At 72.0% G+C, this 20,723-nt stretch carries 16 protein-coding genes and 2 pseudogenes; 7 read left to right on the forward strand and 11 right to left on the reverse strand.

What is annotated here, in order from left to right:
• Positions 1-177 precede the first annotated feature (177 nt).
• The 7 genes and pseudogenes from AB0958_RS06655 to polX all read right to left on the reverse strand — a co-directional run bounded on the left by AB0958_RS06655 (position 178) and on the right by polX (position 6,015).
• Positions 178-1,557 carry an 8-oxoguanine deaminase gene (locus tag AB0958_RS06655; protein ID WP_366889209.1) on the reverse strand — a complete coding sequence of 460 codons (1,380 nt, stop codon included), beginning with the start codon at positions 1,555-1,557 and terminating at the stop codon, positions 178-180.
• A gap of 126 nt (positions 1,558-1,683) precedes the next feature.
• Entirely contained in the window at positions 1,684-2,577 is an 894-nt protein-coding gene (pucL, locus tag AB0958_RS06660; protein ID WP_366889210.1) for a factor-independent urate hydroxylase, read from the reverse strand.
• 7 nt (positions 2,578-2,584) lie between these two features.
• A complete protein-coding gene (gene uraH, locus AB0958_RS06665; protein ID WP_366889211.1) occupies positions 2,585-2,989 on the reverse strand; it encodes a hydroxyisourate hydrolase in 405 nt (134 codons plus the stop codon).
• Positions 2,990-2,993: 4 nt separating this feature from the next.
• Positions 2,994-3,506, reverse strand: coding sequence for a 2-oxo-4-hydroxy-4-carboxy-5-ureidoimidazoline decarboxylase (gene uraD / locus AB0958_RS06670; protein ID WP_366889213.1), 513 nt, complete (start codon positions 3,504-3,506; stop codon positions 2,994-2,996).
• Between the two features lie 103 nt (positions 3,507-3,609).
• The gene (locus AB0958_RS06675) at positions 3,610-3,978 is read right to left on the reverse strand and encodes a helix-turn-helix domain-containing protein (RefSeq protein ID WP_360525779.1); all 369 of its coding nucleotides are present in this window, start codon (positions 3,976-3,978) and stop codon (positions 3,610-3,612) included.
• The gene (locus tag AB0958_RS06680) at positions 3,975-4,229 is read right to left on the reverse strand and encodes a hypothetical protein (protein WP_132891472.1); all 255 of its coding nucleotides are present in this window, start codon (positions 4,227-4,229) and stop codon (positions 3,975-3,977) included. Before AB0958_RS06680 ends, AB0958_RS06675 begins: the two co-directional genes overlap by 4 nt.
• Positions 4,230-4,276: 47 nt before the next feature.
• Positions 4,277-6,015 (reverse strand): annotated as a pseudogene (gene polX / locus AB0958_RS06685) (DNA polymerase/3'-5' exonuclease PolX).
• A 132-nt stretch (positions 6,016-6,147) separates the two neighbouring features.
• Here polX and AB0958_RS06690 point away from each other — a divergent pair.
• The 3 genes from AB0958_RS06690 to AB0958_RS06700 all read left to right on the forward strand — a co-directional run bounded on the left by AB0958_RS06690 (position 6,148) and on the right by AB0958_RS06700 (position 8,582).
• On the forward strand, positions 6,148-6,996 hold the full coding sequence (locus AB0958_RS06690) for a TIM barrel protein (RefSeq protein ID WP_366889214.1): 849 nt from the start codon (positions 6,148-6,150) through the stop codon (positions 6,994-6,996).
• 40 nt (positions 6,997-7,036) lie between these two features.
• The gene (locus AB0958_RS06695) at positions 7,037-7,930 is read left to right on the forward strand and encodes a 2-hydroxy-3-oxopropionate reductase (protein WP_366889215.1); all 894 of its coding nucleotides are present in this window, start codon (positions 7,037-7,039) and stop codon (positions 7,928-7,930) included.
• Positions 7,931-8,339: 409 nt separating this feature from the next.
• Entirely contained in the window at positions 8,340-8,582 is a 243-nt protein-coding gene (locus AB0958_RS06700) for a hypothetical protein (RefSeq protein ID WP_366889216.1), read from the forward strand.
• A gap of 153 nt (positions 8,583-8,735) precedes the next feature.
• Here the strand turns inward: AB0958_RS06700 and gcl are convergent, their stop codons facing one another.
• Complete coding sequence (gene gcl / locus AB0958_RS06705) at positions 8,736-10,520, reverse strand: glyoxylate carboligase (RefSeq protein ID WP_366889217.1); 1,785 nt, start codon at positions 10,518-10,520, stop codon at positions 8,736-8,738.
• A gap of 199 nt (positions 10,521-10,719) precedes the next feature.
• Here gcl and AB0958_RS06710 point away from each other — a divergent pair, with 199 nt between their 5' ends.
• On the forward strand, positions 10,720-11,391 hold the full coding sequence (locus tag AB0958_RS06710) for a hypothetical protein (RefSeq protein WP_366889218.1): 672 nt from the start codon (positions 10,720-10,722) through the stop codon (positions 11,389-11,391).
• 24 nt (positions 11,392-11,415) lie between these two features.
• On the opposite strand, the gene AB0958_RS06715 is transcribed toward AB0958_RS06710, so the two are convergent.
• On the reverse strand, positions 11,416-13,032 hold the full coding sequence (locus AB0958_RS06715) for an AMP-binding protein (protein WP_366889219.1): 1,617 nt from the start codon (positions 13,030-13,032) through the stop codon (positions 11,416-11,418).
• Positions 13,029-14,702, reverse strand: a complete 1,674-nt coding sequence (locus AB0958_RS06720) for an AMP-binding protein (protein WP_366889220.1) — start codon at positions 14,700-14,702, stop codon at positions 13,029-13,031. The genes AB0958_RS06715 and AB0958_RS06720 overlap by 4 nt, the downstream gene beginning before the upstream one ends.
• 128 nt (positions 14,703-14,830) lie before the next feature.
• Between AB0958_RS06720 and AB0958_RS06725 the strand changes: the two genes are divergently transcribed.
• The 3 genes from AB0958_RS06725 (at position 14,831) to AB0958_RS06735 (ending at position 19,680) form a co-directional block, all read left to right on the forward strand.
• A complete protein-coding gene (locus AB0958_RS06725; RefSeq protein WP_366889221.1) occupies positions 14,831-15,664 on the forward strand; it encodes a helix-turn-helix transcriptional regulator in 834 nt (277 codons plus the stop codon).
• Between the two features lie 211 nt (positions 15,665-15,875).
• A complete protein-coding gene (locus AB0958_RS06730) occupies positions 15,876-18,683 on the forward strand; it encodes an AAA family ATPase (RefSeq protein WP_366889222.1) in 2,808 nt (935 codons plus the stop codon).
• Between the two features lie 205 nt (positions 18,684-18,888).
• Complete coding sequence (locus tag AB0958_RS06735; protein WP_366889223.1) at positions 18,889-19,680, forward strand: serine protease; 792 nt, start codon at positions 18,889-18,891, stop codon at positions 19,678-19,680.
• A 78-nt stretch (positions 19,681-19,758) separates the two neighbouring features.
• Here AB0958_RS06735 and AB0958_RS06740 read toward each other — a convergent pair.
• Positions 19,759-20,693: pseudogene (locus tag AB0958_RS06740) on the reverse strand (crosslink repair DNA glycosylase YcaQ family protein).
• Positions 20,694-20,723: the final 30 nt, after the last annotated feature.

Below are 20,723 nucleotides of genomic sequence, written 5' to 3' on the forward strand. Positions count from 1 at the left end.
GGTGGTGCGTGTCCCAGGCCGTGCGGGACCCGAGAGGAGGACGGTGACCGTTCCCGGGCGCGCGCGAGGAAGCACGCGCCCGGGCGGCGGCCGCCACCGGACCCGTACGGGTCCAGGGCTGCCGGCCGGGAGCCGTCCCTCCCGACCGGTGCTCAAGTGCCCTGCGAAGTGCAGGGGTTACCGTGCGGCGAGCCGGGCGAGGCGCTGGGCCTCGGCCCGGGTGGAGCGGGCGATCGCGTCCTCGTCCACATGCAGCAGGCGGTTGTCCGCGACGATCTGACGGCCGTTCACGAAGGAGGCGGTGACCGGGGCCGCCGCGCCGAACACCAGGGCGGTCACCGGATCGGCGATGGAGGCGTGGGCGAGGGTGTCCAGCTTCCAGAGCACCAGGTCGGCGAGCTTGCCGGGTTCGAGGGAGCCGATCTGGTCCCCGCGGCCCAGGACCCGGGCACCGCCGTGGGTGCCGAGGCGCAGGGCCTGGCGGGCGTTCAGCGCGGCCTCGCGGTGCGCACCCAGCCGGTTGATGAGCAGCGCGTTGCGCAGCTCGGTGTGGAGCTCACCCGACTCGTTGGACGCGGTGCCGTCGACCCCGAGCCCGACCGGGACTCCGGCCGCGAGCATGTCCGGGACCCGGGCGATGCCGGCGGCGAGCCGGGCGTTGGAGGAGGGACAGTGCGCGACGCCGGTCTTCGTGCGGGCGAAGGCGGCGATGTCGGAGTCGTTCATGTGGACGCAGTGCGCCATCCACACGTCCTCGCCGAGCCAGCCGGTGGACTCGAAGTAGTCGGTGGGACCCATGCCGAACAGCTCGTGGCAGAACTTCTCCTCCTCGACCGTCTCCGAACCGTGGGTGTGCAGCCGCACCCCGAGGCGACGGGCCAACTCGGCTCCCTCACGGAGGAGTTCGGTGGAGACGGAGAACGGGGAGCAGGGCGCGACGGCCACCTGGGTCATCGCGCCGAAGGAGTCGTCGTGGTACTGCTTGACGGTCGCCTCGGTGGCCGCGAGGGCCCCTTCGAGGGTCTCGACGGCGAAGTCCGGGGGCAGGCCGCCGTCCTTCTCGCTGCGGTCCATGGAGCCGCGGGCGAGGGTGAAGCGGACGCCCGTCTCGCGGGCGGCGCGGATGATCGCGCCGGACAGGTCGCCGGAGTCCTTCGGGTAGACGTAGTGGTGGTCCATCGCGGTGGTGACACCGCCGCGGGCCATCATGGCGAGGGAGCCCTGCGCGGCCGCGTACACCATCGGCTCGTCGATGCGCGCCCAGGTGGGGTAGAGCGCGACCAGCCAGTCGAAGAGGTTGTGGTCGGTGGCCAGACCCCGGGTGATCCACTGGTAGTAGTGGTGATGGGTGTTGACCAGGCCGGGGGTGACCAGGTGGCCGGTGGCGTCGATCCGGCGCTCGACGTTCGCCAGGCCCTCGGGGGCCGGTCCCGCGCCGAGGGACTCGATGCGGTCGCCGGCGATCACGACGTGCCCGTCGGCGTACTCGGTGTCGTGGGCGTCGACGGTCGCGATCGAGCAGTTCTCGATGACGGTGCGCTGCGCTTCTGCCGCCATGGCTCGTCCCCTTTTCACTGAGGGTTCGTCGGGTGGAGAGGGCACGGCAGGACCCTGGGACTTCTGAGTGCCGCGGCCGGGGAGCGGGAGACCCCGCCGGCCGCGGGTGCCGATGTATGCAGTCGATCAGAGGTTGGTGAGGTCCGCCGGGATCCGCGCCGTCCGGCCGTCGCGCAGCACGGTCGCCTCGATCAGCCCGTAGGGGCGGTCGGCCGCGTAGTACACCTCGTTGTCGTTCTTGAGGCCGAACGGCTCCAGGTCCACCAGGAAGTGGTGCTTGTTCGGGAGCGAGAAGCGGATCTCGTCGATCTCACCGCGGTGGTCGATGACGCGCGAGCCCATCTGGTACAGGGTCTGCTGCAGGGAGAGGGAGTAGGTCTCGGCGAAGGCCTGGAGCAGGTGCCGGCGGGTCTCCTCGTAGGACTGCTCCCAGTCGGGTGTCTCCTGCTCGTCGTCGGTCCAGTTGAACCGCCAGCGGGCGGAGACCTCGGTGGCCAGGATGCGGTCGTACGCCTCGGGCAGGGTCGTGTACTTGTCCTTGACGTAGCCCCAGAACTCCGAGTCGGTCGAGTTCATCACCACGAGGTCCTTGAGTCCGGAGACGACCTCCCACGACTCGCCGTCGTAGGTGACCTGGGTGAGCCGGGTCTCCTGGCCCTTGCGGACGAAGGAGTGCGCGCCCTTGCCGGCGTGCTCGATCCGCTCCCAGCCGTACTCCTCGACGCGGATGCGGGCCCGGTGGATCGGCTCCTGCGTGGTCACGAAGTGCCGGGCGAGGTGGATCCCGAACTGCTCGGGCGACTCCACGCCGTGCTCCTTGGCGAACGCGTACACCGTGTTCTTGGTGGTGTCGGTCGGCAGGACGCTGGCGTTGGAGCCGGAGTAGTGGACCTCGTCCATGTCGCCGGAGAGCGACACGGAGACGTTCAGGTCCCTGATGTGGTGGGTGGCGCCGTCCCGTGTGATCTTCACGACCCGGTTCTCGGCCTTGCCGTACTGGTTCTGTCCCAGGATGGGCATGTGTCTGCTAGCTCCCTCGGTAAACGGAGTAGCCGAACGGGTTGAGCAGCAGCGGTACGTGGTAGTGCTCGCCCGGTACGACGGCGAACGTGATCGCCACCTCCGGGAAGAACACGGCCGGTCCGCTGTCCCGATTCGCGGGGGCGTCCTGCTGCGCATCGGCTTGTTTCTTCGCGGACTTCTCGAAGTACGGCTCGACGGCGAAGTCGAGCCGTACGTGTGTCGTGCCCTCCGGCAGTTCCGGAAGGTCCTTGCACCGGCCGTCCGCGTCGGTCGCGGAGCCGCCGAGCGCCTGCCAGTCGGCGTCCGGGCCGCCGCGGGCGGCGAGCCGGACGGCGACCCCGGCCGCGGGACGGCCGGCGCTGGTGTCCAGGATGTGGGTGGACACGGAGGCGGTGGTGCTGGTCGTCATGGTGTCAGGCGTCCTCTTCGACGAGTCGGGCCAGCCGGATACGGTTGATCTTCCCCAGCTCGGTGCGGACGATCTCCCGTTCCCGCTTCGGTGAGTTGCCGATCCGCGCCCTGAGAGCGTCCCGCATCTCCTCGCCGCTGCGGCCGGTGGCGCAGATCAGGAAGACATGGCCGAACCGTTCCTGGTAGGCCAGGTTGAGTTCGAGCATCTCCGCCCGGAGCGCGTCGGCGGCGTCGGCCATGCCGGCCTGCTCCCGGGCCGAGGTCGGATCACCCGGCTTCGGGCGGCCGATGGGCGGGTGCCCGGCCATGGCCTCGGCCAGGTCCGCCGCGGTCAGTTCGGCCGTGGCGGCGTCACTGGCGGCGCCCAGGGCCTCGAGGGTGGCGTAGGGGCGGCCGGCGAGCAGGTGCCGTACCCATGCCGTGGAGGCACACGCCTCGCGGAGGGCGGCGGCGGCCGCGTGCTCCTCCAGAACGTTGAACCGGGCCAGACCCGGGGGCGTGGAAGTCGACGTCACGGGAGCCTCCGTGGCCGTGGGCGGCCTTCGTGCTGAACGGACTGCGGTCAGCTAACGCCCTCCGGAACACCGAGTCAACACTTTGTTGAAAATTCGGTGGCGCTCAGCTCTCCTTGTCGCGGTTCAGGTAGTTGTAGACGGTGAAGCGGCTCACGCCGAGCGCGCTCGCCACGGTCTCCACGCCGTGCCGTACCGAGAAGGCGCCCCGTGCCTCCAGTATGCGCACGACCTCCTGCTTCGCCTTGCGGTCCAGGTCGGCGAGCGGCTTGCCCCGCTTGCGCTCCATGGCGGCCAGGATGTGGTCGAGGGAGTCGGCGAGCTGCGGCAGCCGTACGGCGACCGCGTCGACGCCCTCCCAGGCGAGCACGACGTCGTCGGGACCGGCCTCGTCGGGCGGGAGCAGTTCCCCGCCCATGGCGTCGACCAGCGGCTTCACGGCCGTGATGAAGGGCTCGTCGCCGTTTCCGGTCACTGCCGGCCGCCCTCTCCCACCACGTTGACCTGGAGCGAGATCCGGGTGGCCCCGGCCTGAAGGGCCCTGCGCAGCAGCGTGTCCACGGCGGTGAGTACGGCGTCCGAGCCGCCCTCCGCCGTGTTCCCGAACGGACCGACGTCCACCGCGTCCAGCTGCGCGCCCTCGATGACCTCCCGGGCGACCAGCGCGTGCGCGGGGGCCTCGTCGAGGTCGAAGGGCTCGGTCGTGAACTCCACTCTCAATCGCACGGGCTCAACCTAACGCGCGGCAGGGCTCTTCGGGCAGTCCTCCCGGGTCACCCGCCCTTGCGCAGAAAGCTCCGCAGCCGCCGCTCGGGCCAGGTGTTGATGACGTCGTCCCCGGTGAGCCAGCCGCGCTGGGCGGTGCCGATGCCGTAGCGCATGGTGTCGAGGTGCGGGACGGCGTGCGCGTCGCTGTTCACGGCGAACCGCACGCCGTGCCTGCGGGCCCGCAGGATGTCCTCGTCGCGCAGGTCGAGGCGGTCCGGGTGGGCGTTGATCTCCAGGGCCGTGCCGGTGCGGGCGCAGGCGGCGAAGACCGCGTCGAGGTCGGCGTCGATCGGGGGCCGCCTGCCGATGAGGCGGGTGGTGGGGTGGCCGATGATGTTCACGTACGGGTTCTCGCAGGCCCGCACCAGGCGCCGGGTCAGGGCTTCGCGGCTCTGGGTGAAGTGGGAGTGGACCGAGGCCACGCACAGGTCGAACCCGGCGAGGAAGTCGTCGGGCCAGTCCACCTCGCCCGCGGGGCCGATGTTCAGCTCGGTGCCGTGCAGCAGCCGCAGCCCGCCGCGCCGCCCCCGGGTGGGACAGGTGCCGTCGAGGGCGCGGACCTGCTCGCGCTGGGCGAGCATCCGCTCGTCCGTCATGCGCTGCATGGCCATGTCGGGTGCGTGGTCGGTGATCGCGTAGTAGGCGTAGCCGCGCCGGGCGGCGGCCTCGACCATCTCGGTGAGCGGGGCGAGGCCGTCGGTGAGGTCGGTGTGGGTGTGCAGGTCGCCCCGCAGGTCCGCCTCGGTCACCAGGGCGGGCAGTTCCCCGCGCAGCCCGGCCTCGATCTCCCCGCGGTCCTCGCGCAGGGTGGGCGGGATCCAGGGCAGGCCGAGGCGGTCGTACACCTCCTCCTCGGTCCGGGAGACGGTCTTCGCGCCGCTCTCGACGTCGAACAGGCCGTACTCGGAGAGCTTGAGCCGGTGGTGCACGGCCCGTTCCCGGGTGCGGATGTTGTGGGCCTTGGAGCCGGTGAAGTACTGGAGCGCGGCGCCCCAGGAGTCCGCCGGTACGACCCGCAGGTCGACGGCGAGCCCCCGGCCGGTGCGCACGGACGTCTTCTTCTCACCCTGTCCGACGACCTCCGTGACGTACGGCAGCGCGGTGAAGGCCCGCATGACGGGGGCCGACCGCTCGGCCGCCACGAGGACGTCGACGTCGCCGATCGTCTCGCGCATCCGGCGCAGCGATCCGGCGTAGGTGCAGCGCTCGCAGCCGGGCACGGCGGACAGCGCGGCGACGACGTCCTCGGCCAGGTCCATGGCCACGTCGAGTCGGACCCGGCCGCCGGCCGACCTGAGCAGTTCGATGCCGTGCAGGATGTTCTGCTCGGTCTTGGGCCCGAAGCCCTTGAGGTCACGCAGGCGTTCCTGGTGATGGCGTCGGCGAGTTCGTCGACCGAGCGGACGCCCAGCTCCTCGTAGAGGGCCAGTGCCTTCCGGGGGCCGAGGGTGGGGACGGCGGTGAGCCGCCGGACGCCCGCCGGGATCTTCGCGCGCAGGTCCTCCACGGCCGTCACCCTGCCGTCGGCGAGGAACTCCAGGATCTTGTGGGCGATGGATCTCCCGACGTTCGGGATCTCCTGGAGTCCCTTGAGGTCGAGCGTGGAGACGTCGGCGTGGTGGCCGCCGACCGATCGGGCGGCCTTCTCGTAGACACGCGCCTTGAACGCGTCTCCGCCGGTGATCGAGATCAGGTCCGCGTACTCCTGGAACAGCGCGGCGACCTCGTCGTTGGGCCGGGCCATGTCTTCAGGGTAGGGCGCGGTCGCCCGCGGACGCTCTTGACATCCTTCCCCGAGCACAGGCAGTCTTCCGTTAAGCAGAAACATACTTCCACATTACGGAAACTCGCACCACCGAAGGGAGCGTCGGCCCCCATGCCGGGTTTCGCACGGAGCACAGCCGCCGCGCAGCGCTTCACCGTCAACCTGTCGATCCTCTTCACGGAACTCCCGCTGCTGGAACGCCCCGCGGCCGCCGCCGCGGCCGGCTTCACCGCGGTCGAGCTGTGGTGGCCCTGGGTCGACTCCCCCACGCCCGCACAGCCCTCACTCGACGCGCTGCGCGGCGCGATCACGGACGCGGGCGTCCGGCTCACCGGCCTGAACTTCTACGCCGGACAGCTGCCCGGACCCGACCGCGGCGCCCTGTCGGTCCCGGGCGAGGAGTCGGAGCGGTTCCGCGCCAACCTCGACGTGGCGGCCGGTTTCGCACACTCCCTCGGCTGCCGGTCGCTCAACGCCCTGTACGGCAACCGCGTGGCCGGCACGGACCCGGCCGAGCAGGACGCGCTGGCGCTGGAGAACCTGGTCCGCGCGGCCGCGGCGGCCGACCGCGTCGGCGCGGTCCTGCTGATCGAGGCGCTCAACGCGCCTGAGTCGCCGCGGTACCCGCTGGTGTCCGCGCCGGCCGCGGTCGCGGTCGTCGACCGGGTGAACGAGGCGTCGGGACTCGGCAACGCGCGCTTCCTGATGGACCTCTACCACCTGTCCGTGAACGGCGAGGACCTGCCGTCGGTGATCGAGCGGTACGCCTCGAAGACCGGCCATGTGCAGATCGCCGACGACCCGGGCCGCGGCGCCCCCGGCACCGGCTCCCTCCCCCTGGAGGAACTCCTCGGCCGGCTGCGGAAGGCCGGTTACGACGGCTGGGTCGGCCTGGAGTACAAGGCGGGCGACCGCCCGAGCTCCGAGGCCTTCGACTGGCTCCCCCGCGAAGCGCGCTGAACTCCCCCATCGGCAGAGCACGTCAGAGAGGCACCCCGATATGACCGACACCCTGCCCAAGATCGCCTGGATAGGCCTCGGCATCATGGGCTCACCGATGTCCGAGAACCTCCTCAAGGCGGGTTACGACGTCACCGGGTTCACCCTGGAGCAGGACAAGCTGGACCGCCTGGCCGCGGCGGGCGGCACCGCGGCGGCCTCGATCGCCGACGCGGTGCGCGACGCCGACGTGGTCGTCACGATGGTGCCCGCGTCACCGCAGGTCGAGGCCATCGCCTACGGCCCGGACGGCATCCTGGCGAACGCCCGCCCCGGCACCCTGCTCATCGACATGTCGTCCATCACCCCGGGGACCTCCGTCGACCTGGCGAAGGCCGCCGCGGACAAGGGCCTGCGCGTCCTGGACGCGCCCGTGTCGGGCGGCGAGGCGGGCGCCGTGGAGGCCGTGCTGTCCATCATGGTCGGCGGCGAGCAGGCCGACTTCGACCGCGCGAAGCCCGTCTTCGAGGCGCTCGGCAGGACCGTCGTGCTGTGCGGTCCGCACGGCTCGGGCCAGACCGTGAAGGCGGCCAACCAGCTCATCGTCGCCGTGAACATCCAGGCGTGCGCCGAGGCCGTGGTCTTCCTGGAGAAGTCCGGGGTGGACCTGACGGCCGCGCTCGACGTCCTGGGCGGCGGCCTGGCCGGCTCGACCGTGCTGGCGCGCAAGAGGGACAACTTCCTGAACCGCGACTTCGAGCCGGGCTTCCGCATCGACCTGCACCACAAGGACATGGGCATCGTGACCGACGCGGCCCGCCGTGTCGGCGCGGCCCTGCCGGTCGGCGCCGTGGTGGCCCAGCTGGTCGCCTCCCTGCGCGCGCAGGGTGACGGCGGCCTGGACCACTCCGCGCTGCTGCGCGCGGTCGAGCGCCTGTCCGGCGCGCGGGTCTGAGCCGTATCCCGAGACTTCCGGGCGGCGCCGCCGCCGACATCTGTCCTGTCGCGCCCAGGCGTCGGCGCCGCCCGGAACCCCTTCGACGAAGCGTCGACGCTCTGCCCGGCAGTGGCCGGGCGGAGCCCACGAACGGCCCGCGACCACCGAACGGCCCGCATGAGGGGTGGCCGTCCGGACCGGTGCGCGGGCGGGGCCAGGACCGCGGCGGCGTGCGAGCCAGTGCGGTGGTGAAGGAACCGGGGACCCTTCCCGACCAGAGGGAAGGCAGCTCCGGCTCCGTCGCACCCGCCGCGGTCCCAGCCCGTCCACCGAACCCGACCGAACCCGTAGGACACGCGCCGGAGGCGGACACCCGCGTCCGGCGCTTCGGCGTGCGGTCGTGCCCCCGTCGCAGGAGCCTTGAGGCATGACAGCACACCCACCGACAAGGTTCCCCCGCATCGTCGTGCACGCGCCCGCCCTGGACGGGTCCCGGCGGGTCACCGAGGGGGACGTGACCCTGGGCATCGCCTCGCATCTGGACGACGTCATCGAGATCCTGCGGATGGCCGACCTGGACCGCATCGAGGTCGAGGAGAGCGACCTCATCGAGTGGCAGGGCGGCGGACCCGACGACTGGCCGGGACTCTCCGAGCACCCCGAACCCTGACGTAGCGGCACGAATGCACCGGCCGATTCTCAAATTATGCTCTGAACGTCGTTCAGCATGCTTCAACAGCCCCAGGCGTCGGGCATATTCAGCGCACAAGGAGCCCGCCGACACGGGGGCGGCGGGCTCCTCTTCCCCATCGACGCGAGCGGTTCAGACCCGCAGGGCCCTGAGGGACGTCGGGGCATGTCCCGGCTCGGTCGCGAGCTCCTCGAACTCGACCACGTTCGAGATGTCGTTGGTGGCCGACATGGAGATGTCGGTGACCCGCTCCAGGATCGCCTCCACCACGACCGGCACCCGGTGCTCCGCGGCCAGCTTCTTGGCCTGCTCGAAGGCCGTGCCCAGGTCCGCCGGGTCGAGGACCCGGATCGCCTTGCAGCCGAGGCCCTCGGCGACCTTGACGTGGTCGACGCCGTAGACGCCCAGCTCGGGCGAGTTGATGTTCTCGAACTCCAGCTTGACCTGGAAGTCGATGTCGAAGGCCCGCTGCGCCTGCCGGATCAGGCCCAGGTAGGAGTTGTTGACCAGCACATGGATGTACGGGATCTTGTGCTGCGCGCCGACCGCGAGCTCCTCCAGCATGAACTGGAAGTCGTAGTCCCCGGAGAGGGCCACCACGGGCGCCTCCGGGTCGGCCTTCGCCACGCCGAGGGCGGCCGGGATCGTCCAGCCGAGCGGCCCCGCCTGACCGCAGTTGATCCAGTGCCGGGGCCGGAAGACGTGCAGCATCTGGGCGCCGGCGATCTGCGAGAGGCCGATCGTGGAGACGTACCGGGTCTCCGGGCCGAAGGCCCTGTTCATCTCCTCGTAGACCCGCTGCGGCTTGATCGGGATGTCGTCGAAGTGGGTGCGGCGCTGGAGGGTGGCCTTCTTCCGCTGCGCGCGGGCGGCCCAGGCGGTCCGGTCGGGCAGTTCGCCCGCCGCCTTCGACTCCCTGGCCACCGCGACGAACAGCTCCAGCGCCGCCTTCGCGTCGGAGGCGATGCCGAAGTCCGGGGCGAAGATCCGGCCGATCTGGGTCGGCTCGACGTCGACGTGGACGAACGTCCGGCCGGCCGTGTAGACGTCCAGCCTGCCGGTGTGCCGGTTGGCCCAGCGGTTGCCGATGCCGAGGACGAAGTCGGACTCCAGGAACGTCGCGTTGCCGTAGCGGTGCGAGGTCTGCAGGCCCACCATGCCGGCGTTCAGCTCGTGGTCGTCGGGGAGCACGCCCCAGCCCATCAGCGTCGGGACGACCGGGATCCCGGTCAACTCGGCGAATTCGACGAGGAGTTCCGCGGCGTCGGCGTTGATGACCCCGCCGCCCGCGACGATCAGCGGACGCTCGGCCGCGTTCAGCATCCCGATCGCCTTCTCGACCTGGGAGCGGGTGGCGGCGGGCTTGTAGACGGGCAGCGGCTCGTACGTGTCCGGGTCGAACTCGATCTCGGTGAGCTGGACGTCGATCGGCAGGTCGACGAGGACGGGACCGGGGCGGCCGGAGCGCATCAAGTGGAAGGCCTGCTGGAAGACGCCCGGCACCTGGGCCGCCTCCAGCACGGTGACCGCCATCTTCGTCACCGGCTTGGCGATGGCGGCGATGTCGACGGCCTGGAAGTCCTCCTTGTGGATCACGGCGGTGGGGGCCTGGCCGGTGATGCAGAGGATGGGGACGGAGTCCCCGGTGGCCGAGTACAGACCGGTGATCATGTCGGTGCCGGCGGGGCCCGACGTGCCGATGCAGACCCCGATGTTGCCGGGGCGGGTACGGGTGTAGCCCTCGGCCATGTGCGAGGCGCCCTCGACGTGGCGGGCGAGGGTGTGGGTGATGGCGCCGGAGGCCTTGAGCGCCGCGTAGAAGGGGTTGATCGCCGCGCCGGGCACCCCGAACGCATCGGTGACGCCCTCGCGCCTGAGGATCTCAACTGCCGCGCGGGCAGCGGTCATACGAGCCATCGAGAACTCCTGCTTTCGACTGCCGGATGCCTGCTCCCGTCGCGCCCCGCGGTGAGCGGAATTCCGTATTGTGGAATATAACTTCTACTATCTGGAATCAATGTAGGTGGGGGTGCGAACGTCGTCAAGAGACGGACAACCGGGCCCCGGCAGGAGCACCATGGGACGGCTGAACCGACGCGACGCCTGAGGTGGGGCCATGTCCGAGAGCGTGCCGGTGCGCTGTCCGGCCTGTCGGCGCGAGCACGTCTACACCGCGCCCTCCTACCCCTGCGCCTGTGGCGCGCCGGTCACCCCGAGCCTCGACGGCACGGCCGGCGTGACGGCGGTGGCGCACCGCGCGTGGGACGACGACTGGGTGACGGTGAGCTGCGGTTCCTGTGGCCGCCGGGACCAGTGGCCGCAGCCGGAGGTGGGCTGCCCGTGCGGGGCGGTGCTGCGCGTCCCGGTGGCCGGCACCGGGTCCGCGCCGGCGCCCGGACCCGAACCCCGGGGCGCCTTCCGTCCCGTGACGATCCGCACCGCCCGGGACGCGGTCACGGCCGCCGCGCTCTATCTGCGCTGGCTCGGCTACCGGGACATCCGCCGCGCCGACCGGCGGCCGCCGTCCGGGGTCGGGCTGGCCGCCCGGGGGCTGGTGGCGCAGGTGGATCCGACCGTGCGGGCGGCCTCGCGACGGGATGTGGAGTGCCTGTGGCTGACGGCGATGACGGAGGGGGCCGGCTGCGCGTACTTCTCCCTCGCGGGGTACGCCGAGGACGCGCGTGAGCAGGCCGACGTCCTGGGGGTGCCGTTGTTCGTGCTGGACCTCACGGGGACGCCGCAGGCGGTGAACGGGGTCGCCGATGAACTGCACGGGTCAGGTGCGTGAGGATCTGCGGGCGAGGGGGGCGCTCTACTGCCCGGCGTACTTCTCCCGCAGTTCGATCTTCCGCACCTTGCCCGAGACCGTCATCGGGAAGTCCTCCAGGATCCGGATCCTGGTCGGCACCTTGTAGTGGGCCAGCCGGCCCGCGCAGAACTCGCGCAGGTCCTCCAGGGTCGGCGGGGCCGCGGGGTCGTGCGGGATGACGCAGGCCAGGACCTCCTCGCCGTACGTCTCGTGCGGTACGCCGACCACTTGGACGTCGCGGATCGCGGGGTGGCCGTAGAGGAACTCCTCGATCTCGCGCGGGTAGATGTTCTCGCCGCCTCTGATGATCATGTCCTTGATCCGGCCGACGATCTCGACGTACCCGTCCTCGCGCATCGTCGCCAGGTCGCCGGTGTGCATCCAGCGCCCGGGGTCGACGGCCTCCGCCGTCCTCCCGGGCTCGTTCCAGTAGCCGAGCATCACGCTGTAGCCGCGGGTGCACAACTCACCGGCCGTGCCGCGTGGTCGGGTGGCCCCGGTGGCCGGGTCGACGACCTTGACCTCCAGGTGCGGCAGCACCCGGCCGACCGTGCCGGTGCGGTGTTCGAGGTCGTCGTCGATCCTGGTCTGCAACGAGACCGGACTGGTCTCCGTCATGCCGTAGCAGATGGAGACCTCCGCCATGTGCATCTCGGCGACCACCCGCTTCATGACCTCGACCGGACAGGGCGAGCCCGCCATGATGCCGGTGCGCAGCGTGGAGAGGTCGTAGGAGGCGAAGCCGGGGAGGTTCAGCTCCGCGATGAACATGGTCGGCACGCCGTACAGCGAGGTGCAGCGCTCCTGCTGGACCGCCTCCAGGGTGGCCTTCGGGTCGAAGGACGGGGCCGGGATCACCATGCAGGCGCCGTGCGAGGTGGCCGCGAGGTTGCCCATCACCATGCCGAAGCAGTGGTAGAAGGGGACGGGGATGCAGATCCGGTCCTGCTCCGTGTAGGAGACCAGTTCCCCGACGAAGTACCCGTTGTTGAGGATGTTGTGGTGGGAGAGCGTGGCGCCCTTCGGGAAGCCGGTGGTGCCCGAGGTGTACTGGATGTTGATGGGGTCGTCGCAGGACAACTCCGCCGCCCGGGAGCGCAGTTCCTCCCGGCTGCCGGACGTCCCGCGCGACACCAGCGCGTCCCAGCTCCGGTCCCCGACGTACACGGTCTCGCGCAACCGCGGGCACCGGCCGTGCACTTCCTGGACCATCGCCCGGTAGTCGCTGCTCTTGTGACGGAGCGAGGCGAACAGCAGGGCGATCCCTGCCTGGTTGAGGACGTACTCGACCTCGTGGGTGCGGTAGGCCGGGTTGATGTTGACCAGGATCGCGCCGATCCGGGCGGTGGCGTACTGCACCAGCACCCACTCGGCGCAGTTGACCGCCCAGATGCCCACCCGGTCGCCCTTGGCGATCCCGCTCGCCAGCAGCGCGTGCGCCAACCGGTCCACGTCGGCGGTGAATTCGGCGTACGTCCAGCGGCGCCCGGAGGCCACGTCCACCAGCGCCTCACGCTCCGGCCACCTGGCCGCCGTCCGGTCGAGGTTGGCGCCGATCGTGTCGCCGAGCAGGGCGGTGCCACTGGTGCCGTGGGTGTAGGACAGTTCGCCGGAGGTCACCGGAAGTCCTCCTCGCGGTACTCCTCGGCCGAGCCCGCCGCGGTGGCCTCGCGCAGCTCGATCCGGCGGATCTTGCCGGACACCGTCTTGGGCAGCGGGGCGAACTCCAGCCTGCGGATGCGCTTGTACGGCGCCAGGACCTGCCGGGAGTGCTCGAAGAGCACCTTCGCGGTGTCCGGGCCGGGCGCCCAGCCCGCGGCCAGCACGATGTACGCCTTGGGCACGGCGAGCCGCAGTTCGTCCGGCGCCGGCACGACGGCCGCCTCGGCCACCGCCTCGTGTTCGAGCAGCGCGCTCTCCAGCTCGAACGGGCTGATCTTGTAGTCCGACGCCTTGAACACGTCGTCCGCGCGGCCGACGTAGGTGATGTAGCCGTCCTCGTCCCGGGCGCCGATGTCGCCGGTGCGGTAGTAGCCGCCCGCCATCGCCTCCGCCGTACGGTCGGCGTCGCCGTGGTACCCGGTCATCAGGCCCACCGGCCGCGCCGACAGGTCGAGGGCGATCTCGCCCTCCGCCGCACCCGGCGCGCCCGACACCGGGTCGAGCAGTTCCACGCGGTACCCGGGGCTCGGGCGGCCCATCGAGCCGGTCTTCAGCGGCTGTCCCGGGCTGTTGGAGACCTGCACGGCCGTCTCCGTCTGGCCGAACCCGTCCCGGATGGTGACGTTCCAGGCCCGCCGGACCTGCTCGATCACCTCGGGGTTGAGCGGCTCACCGGCCGCCACGACCTCCCTGGGCGGGGTGCCCAGCTGGGTGAGGTCGGCCTGGATCAGCATCCGCCACACGGTCGGCGGGGCGCAGAAGGAGGTCACCCCGTGCCGGTCCATCTCGGCCATCAGCCGGCCCGCGTCGAAGCGCGCGTAGTTGTGGATGAAGACGGTGGCCTCGGCGTTCCAGGGCGCGAACAGGTTCGACCAGGCGTGCTTGGCCCAGCCCGGCGAGGAGATGTTCAGGTGGACGTCGCCGGGCTTGAGGCCGATCCAGTACATGGTGGCCAGGTGCCCGATGGGGTACGAGGTGTGGGTGTGCTCGACCAGCTTGGGGTGGGCGGTGGTGCCCGAGGTGAAGTAGAGCATCAGCGGGTCGTCGGCGAGGGTCGGGCCGTCCGGCACGAAGTCGGCGGCGGCGACGTACGCGTCCTCGTACGGCTCCCAGCCCGCCACCGGCACTCCGCCCACCGCGATCCGGGTGTACGCCCCCGGCACCTCGTCGAACTTGGCGGCGTCCTCGGCGCGCACCAGCACGTGCCGCACCCGGCCCCGGTCGACGCGGTCGCGCAGGTCGGCCGGGCCGAGCAGCGGGGTCGCCGGGATGACGACGGCACGCAGCTTCATCGCGGCGAGCGCGGTCTCCCACAGCTCGGCCTGGTTGCCGAGCATGACGAGGATGCGGTCCTCGGGCTCGACGCCCCGCGCGCGCAGGTGGTTGGCCACCCGGTCGGAGCGCTCGGCCAGCTCGGCGAAGGACAGCTTCGTCTCGGAGCCGTCCTCCTCCACGATGTGCAGGGCGGTGCGGTCGTTGCCCTCGGCGATGACGTCGAACCAGTCGAGCGCCCAGTTGAAGTGGTCCGGACGCGGCCACTCGAAACCCTCGTAGGCGGTGGCGTAGTCCGTCCGGTGTTCCAGCAGGAAGTCCCGTGCCCTGCGGAAGTCCTCCGTCGCACTCGTCATACGCGTCTCCTTCGGTACCGGACCATTGCCGGGCGGCTCTCTGGCATCGTGTAATCCGTGATGCAGGTCTCACTACCCCCGAACGGGGGTGTGGACAGCACGAGGCCAGGGTCGAAGGGGCAGGACAGGTGGCAGCAGAGGTCGCGGGGGCGGTCGAGATACGCGGTGCGCTGGCCAGACTCCGGCGTGTCACCGGGCTCCCCATCGCCTTCGGCGGACTGGTCGAGGCGGGCCGGCCGCAGATGCGGATCAGCGAGCTGAGCGGCACCCACACGATGTCCCTGCGCTCGCTCGCGGTGACCTCGGGCAACGGTCTGGGCGGCAAGGCGGTGGCGCTGGCCCGGCCGTGCGCGGTCACCGACTACTCCGTCTCCCGGCAGATCAGCCACGAGTACGACATCCCGGTGGCGGCCGAGGGCATCCGCTCGGTCCTCGCCGTACCGGTGGTGGTACGGCGCCGGGTGCGGGGCGTGCTGTACGGCGCGCTGCGCACGGCCCAGCCGCTCGGCGACCGGACGCTGGGCGCGGCGGTGGCGGCGGCCCGGGACGTGGAACAGGCGCTGGTCGTGCAGGACGAGGCCCGGGGGCTGCTGGCCGCGGCGCGGCCGGAACCCGCCGTCGTGGCGCAGCCCGGAGCCGCCTGGGAGCAGGTGCGGGAGGCGCATGCGGCGCTGCGGGCGCTGGCGCCGCGGATCACCGACCCCGAACTGCGCGCCGAACTCCTGGCCGCCTGCGGTCTGCTGACCACCTCGGCCCCGCGCACGGGAGCCACCCTGGCCCCCCGTGAGCTGGACGTTCTCGCCTGGGTGGCGGCGGGCGCGACCAACGCGGCGGTGGCCGAGCGGCTGGGGCTGCGGCCCGAGACGGTCAAGGGCTATCTGCGTTCGGCGATGCGGAAGCTGGGCGCGCGCACCCGGGGGGAGGCGGTGTCGACGGCTCGTCGCACGGGGTTGCTGCCATAGCCCGGTGGGGTTGTCGCCGTGGCGGAGGGGAGTACCGGAGGGGACGCACCAGTACCCGAGGGCTGTACCGGAGGGGACGCATTCCATTCATGCGGACGCGCTGTGAATTCCCCTCCGCCAGGGCGCTGTTATGTCCCTCACCACGCCGTCCGACCGGATTTCCGCGTTCCTTGCCTAGAATTTGGCTGGGACACGACACAGGAGGGGAGCGGTGACCGTGCGACGGGACTTCCAGGAGCCTGCCAGATGCCGCCCCGACCTGGTCATCGGCCGGGCGGAGCTGGTCGCGGCGGCCCGGGACCAGCTCGCCTCGGGCGGCAGCGTCCTCCTGCACGGACCCGCCGGAATCGGGAAATCGACCGTCCTGCGGGCGCTGGACGCGGAATACGCCCCGTCCGCGCGCACCGTGTTGCGCTGCTCGGCCACCGAGTCCGAATCCCACCTTCCCTTCCTCGCCCTCGCGGACCTCTTCGGTCTGGTCCTCGACGACGTCTCCGGCCGGCTGCCGGGCGCCCAGCGCACCGCCCTGGAGTCGGCGCTGACCGGGCGGGGCGAGTCCACCCTCCAGCGTGACGGCCTGGCCCTGCGTCTCGCGGTGCTGTCCACGCTGCGCGCGCTGGCCGCCGAGGGCCCGGTGCTGATCGTCGCGGACGACCTCCAGTGGCTGGATCCGGCCAGTGCCGAACTCCTCGGCTTCGCCGCCCGGCGGCTCGGCGGCACCCCGGTCCAACTGCTGTGCGCGGTCCGCACGGAGGGCCAGGAGTACGACCGCCACCTCCGCGCGTCGCCGCCGGACACCGTCGCCGTGCGCCTCGGGCCGCTCAACCGCACGCAGATCTCGGAGCTCCTCGACCACCGCGGGCACGCCGGGCTGACCCGGGCGACGGTCCGGGAGATCCACCGCACCAGCGGCGGCAACCCGCTGTTCGCCCTGGAGCTCGGCCGCGCCCTCGCCGAGAACCCGACCCCGCCCCGCCCCGGCGAGCCGCTGCCGGTGCCCACCTCGCTGCGCGCCCTGGTGCTCAGCCGTCTCGACATGCTCTCCGTGGAAGCCCGCCGCACCCTCCTGGTGGCCAGCGCCGGCGCCCGCCCCACCCAGGCGCTGCTGCACGCGGCCGGCCGGGAGAACGCCGAGGCCGAGTGCGCCCAGGCGGCCGAACTGGGGTTGCTGGCCACCGAGCCGGAGGGACCGGCCGTACGCTTCGCGCATCCGCTCATCTCCGCCGCGCTGTACGCGGAGGCGCCCGCGCAGGAGCGCCGGGCCGCGCACGCGGCCCTGTCCACGGCCGCATCCGACCCGATCGAGCGGGCCCGGCACCTGGCCCTGGCCACCACCGGCACCGATCCTGAGGTGGCCGCGCGGCTCGCCGAGGCCGCCGCCCAGGCCAGGGACCGGGGCGCGCCCTCGGTGGCCGCGCAGATCGGGCTGCTCGCCGCCCGGCACACCCCGGCCGACAACACGCCCGGTCCCGACGAGCGCCGGCTGCTGGCCGCCGAGGACGCCACCAGCGCGGGCGAGATCGACCTCGCCCAGGACATCGCCCGCGAGGTGCTCACCCGGGCCACCCGTCCGGCGGACCGGGTGCGGGCCTGGATCATCGTGATCGACTCCGCGGGCCACACCATGACCGAGGTGGACGCGGCCTTCCCGCACGCCCTCGCCGACGCCGGCGACGACCCGCGGCTGCTGGGCCTGGTCCACTACCAGCTGGCGTGGCGCTCCCTGATCGTGGAGGGAGACTTCACCGAGGCCCGGCAGGCGGCCGCGCACTCGGCCGGCCTGGCGGCCCAGGGCGGCGACCGGCGCACCGAACTCCTCGCGCTGTCCCTGCAGGCGCAGGTGGAGACCCTGATGGGCCATCCGGACGCGCCGGCCACCATCAAGCGCGCCCTGAAGGAGCCGCAGGACCCGAACGTGGCCTGCCACCACAACGGGGCGGGCAGCGCCCGGTTCCGCTGGCTCGTGATGAGCGACCAGCTGGCCGAGGCCCGGACCACGGTCACGGCGCTGCTGCGCGAGGTGCGCCGGCGCGGCCAGGTGGAGAGCGAGGTGCACTTCCTGCGCGGGCTCGCCGAGACCGAACTGCGCTCCGGGCACTGCGGCCGGGCCCTGGACCTGGCCCGCGAGGGACTGGGCCTGGCCCATGACTCCGGGATCGGCGAGACCGCCTCCGCGATGCTCACCTCACTGGCCGAGGCCTCCGGCGGCGACGTCGACCGGGGGCTGGCGCTGGCGCGGGAGGCGGTGGAGCACGCCGAACAGGACGGCGACACGATGTACCTGTCCCGGGCCCTGGGCGCGCTCGGATACGCCCAGTTGGTGGCGGGCGACCCGGCGGGCACCGTCCGCTCGCTGCGCCGGGTGCGGGAACTGGAGCAGAGCCTCGGCATCACCGACCCGGCCCGTGGCCGCTGGCAGGGGGACCTCGCCGAGGCACTCGTCCGGGTGGGTGAGCCTGCCGAGGCGCAGGACGTCATCGACGTCACCCGGGAGCACGCGCTCAGGCTCGGCCGGGAGAGCGTCCTCGCCGCCCTCGACCGGGCCGAGGCGCTGGTCCGCGCGGCGCGCGGCGACCACGAGACGGCCGCCACCCAGCTGACCTCGGCTCAGGACCGGTTCGCCAAACTGGGTCACGGCCTGGAGGAGGCTCGGGCCGCGTTCGCGCTGGCCTCGCTGCGCGGGCGGCACTCCCCGACGGCGTACGACGAGGCCACCCGGCTGTTCCGGCGGTGCCGGGCGCTGCCCTGGCTGCGGCAGGTGGACGAGGCCGTCTCGGCGCCGGAACCCGAGCCCGCGGTGGTCCCGCCGGCCGAGCCGGCCGCGCTGGAGGGGCTGGCCGCGATGGAGCGTCAGGTCGCCGCGCTGGTCATGGAGGGGGCCACCAACCGGGAGATCGCCGCCCGGCTGTTCATCAGCGTCAAGACGGTCGAGGCCACCCTGACCCGGGTCTACCGCAAGCTGGGCATCCGATCGCGGGTCGACATAGTCCGTTTGGCCGCAGGGCGGCGCGCGCACTGAGCGCCGCTCTTGTTAACTGAGGCGGACCGAGGGTTTTCCCTCCCCCATCCCCCCTAGGGGGTTCCCTCATTGGGAGGGTGGGGTTCCGGGTCCTAGCTTATGGATGTGCCGCTCGCCCGGGCATACGGGGGCCGGTCCCGCGACCCCCGTGCTGCACCCCCCACACCCGCGCGACCCCCACCGGCAACCCCCACTGAGGAGACTCATGTTCGGGCACCACCGCGCAAGAAGGACCGCCGCAGTGCTGGCAGCCACCGCTGCCGCCGCGGCGACCGCGCTGATCGCGTCCCCCACCGCGTCAGCCGCCCCCCAGCCGATCGTCGGCGGCACCACGACCACCACGACCGCGTACCCGTTCATGATGCAGATCACGGACGCGTCCGGCAGCCAGTTCTGCGGCGGCACCCTGGTGTCGGCCACCAAGGTGGTGACCGCGGCGCACTGCATGGAGGGCGAGTCCACCAGCAGCGTCCGGGTGGTCGGCGGCCGTACGAACCTGAACGGCACCGACGGCACGGTCAGCAAGGTCGGCAAGATCTGGATCAACCCGGACTACACGGACGCCACCAACGGCGACGACGTGGCCGTGCTGACCCTGTCGACGTCGATGCCGTACACCCCGGCGTCGTACGTCAGCTCCTCCCAGACCGGCGTGTACGCGGCCGGCACCACGGCCCGCATCCTGGGCTGGGGCACCACCTCGGAGAACGGCAGCTCCTCCAACCAGCTGCGGACCGCGACCGTGCCGATCGTGGCCGACTCCAGCTGCAAGAGCTCCTACGGTTCGGACTTCGTCCAGACCGACATGGTTTGCGCCGGATACACATCCGGCGGCACAGACACCTGCCAGGGCGACAGCGGCGGTCCCCTGCTCATCGGGGGCGTCCTGGCAGGGATCACTTCCTGGGGAGAGGGGTGCGCGGAGGCCGGTTACCCGGGTGTCTACACCCGGCTGACCACCTTCTCGAACCTGGTGACCACGCAGGTCAACTCGTAACCAGAAGGTCTCCTGAGTATCCCTCAGGTGAGTGACCGGGGGGCGTTGCGGGCTACCACGAGCAGCCCGCAGCGCCCCCTATCCATGCCCCTGTCGCCCCTGTCGCCCCTGTCGCCCCTGTCCATGCCCTTGTCCATGGACGACCGTCCCGAACCGGATGTCGTACGAGGTCCCGGGGTGCATGACGGCCAGCATGCGCTCGGCCTCCTCGGTGACGTCGGCGCGCTCGGCGCGGCTCAGGCCGCCGAAGGTCTCGATGACCAGGGCGGTGTCCTCCTCCCACTGCCACACTCCCGCCAGAAACCCGTCCACGAGCAGGGTGCGGAAGGCCTGGTTGCCCTGCCAGGCCCGGCCCCGGTACGCGGACGGGACGACCCGGGTGCGGTCGGCGTGGGAGAGCAGGAGGTTGTCGAACTCGGGGAGAAAGCGCGGCGGCCCAGCCAGTGCTCGGCGGTGGTGAGGGCGACCTGCCCGCTGTGCCCCCACACTCCGCGCGGGGTGACCTGGACGAGCGGCAGCCGGCACCGCGCGGCGACGGCGAGGGACCGCGGGTCGGCGTGCGGCCACTCGGCGCTCAGGGCCGTACGGAGCTCGGCCATGGTGCGCGGCTCGGCCTCCACCAGTTCCCGGGCGAGCAGGGCGAGGCGGTCCAGGTCCACCCCGGCCAGGCCCGCGCGGAACTGGGTCAGTTCCCGGTCGCGGGCCGCCTGGACGAGCGGCCTCAGGGTGAGGGCGTCGTCGGCGGTGTGGGTGTGGAGGGTCGACCGCAGGGTGACGATCCGGACCACCTCCCGGTCCGCCATGGGCCGGGCGAGCCGCGCGGGGACGAAGTCGTGGAGGCGGGCGGCGAGGGCGTAGTACGGCGGCTTGACGTTCTGCGCCTGGAGGCCGACGAGGTGCCCCACGGCCTCCTGCGCCGACCGCGCGGAGCGGCGCAGCAGGAGCTGGCGGTCGAGGGTGGCGCGGTTGAGGGCGCGGGGGCCGAGGACCGGGCCGGACGGCTTCTTCGTCATGCGGGCACGCTAGCGCCGAAGTAGGACAGG

The sequence above is a fragment of the Streptomyces sp. NPDC006655 genome, assembly GCF_040703965.1.
Taxonomy (GTDB): domain Bacteria; phylum Actinomycetota; class Actinomycetes; order Streptomycetales; family Streptomycetaceae; genus Streptomyces.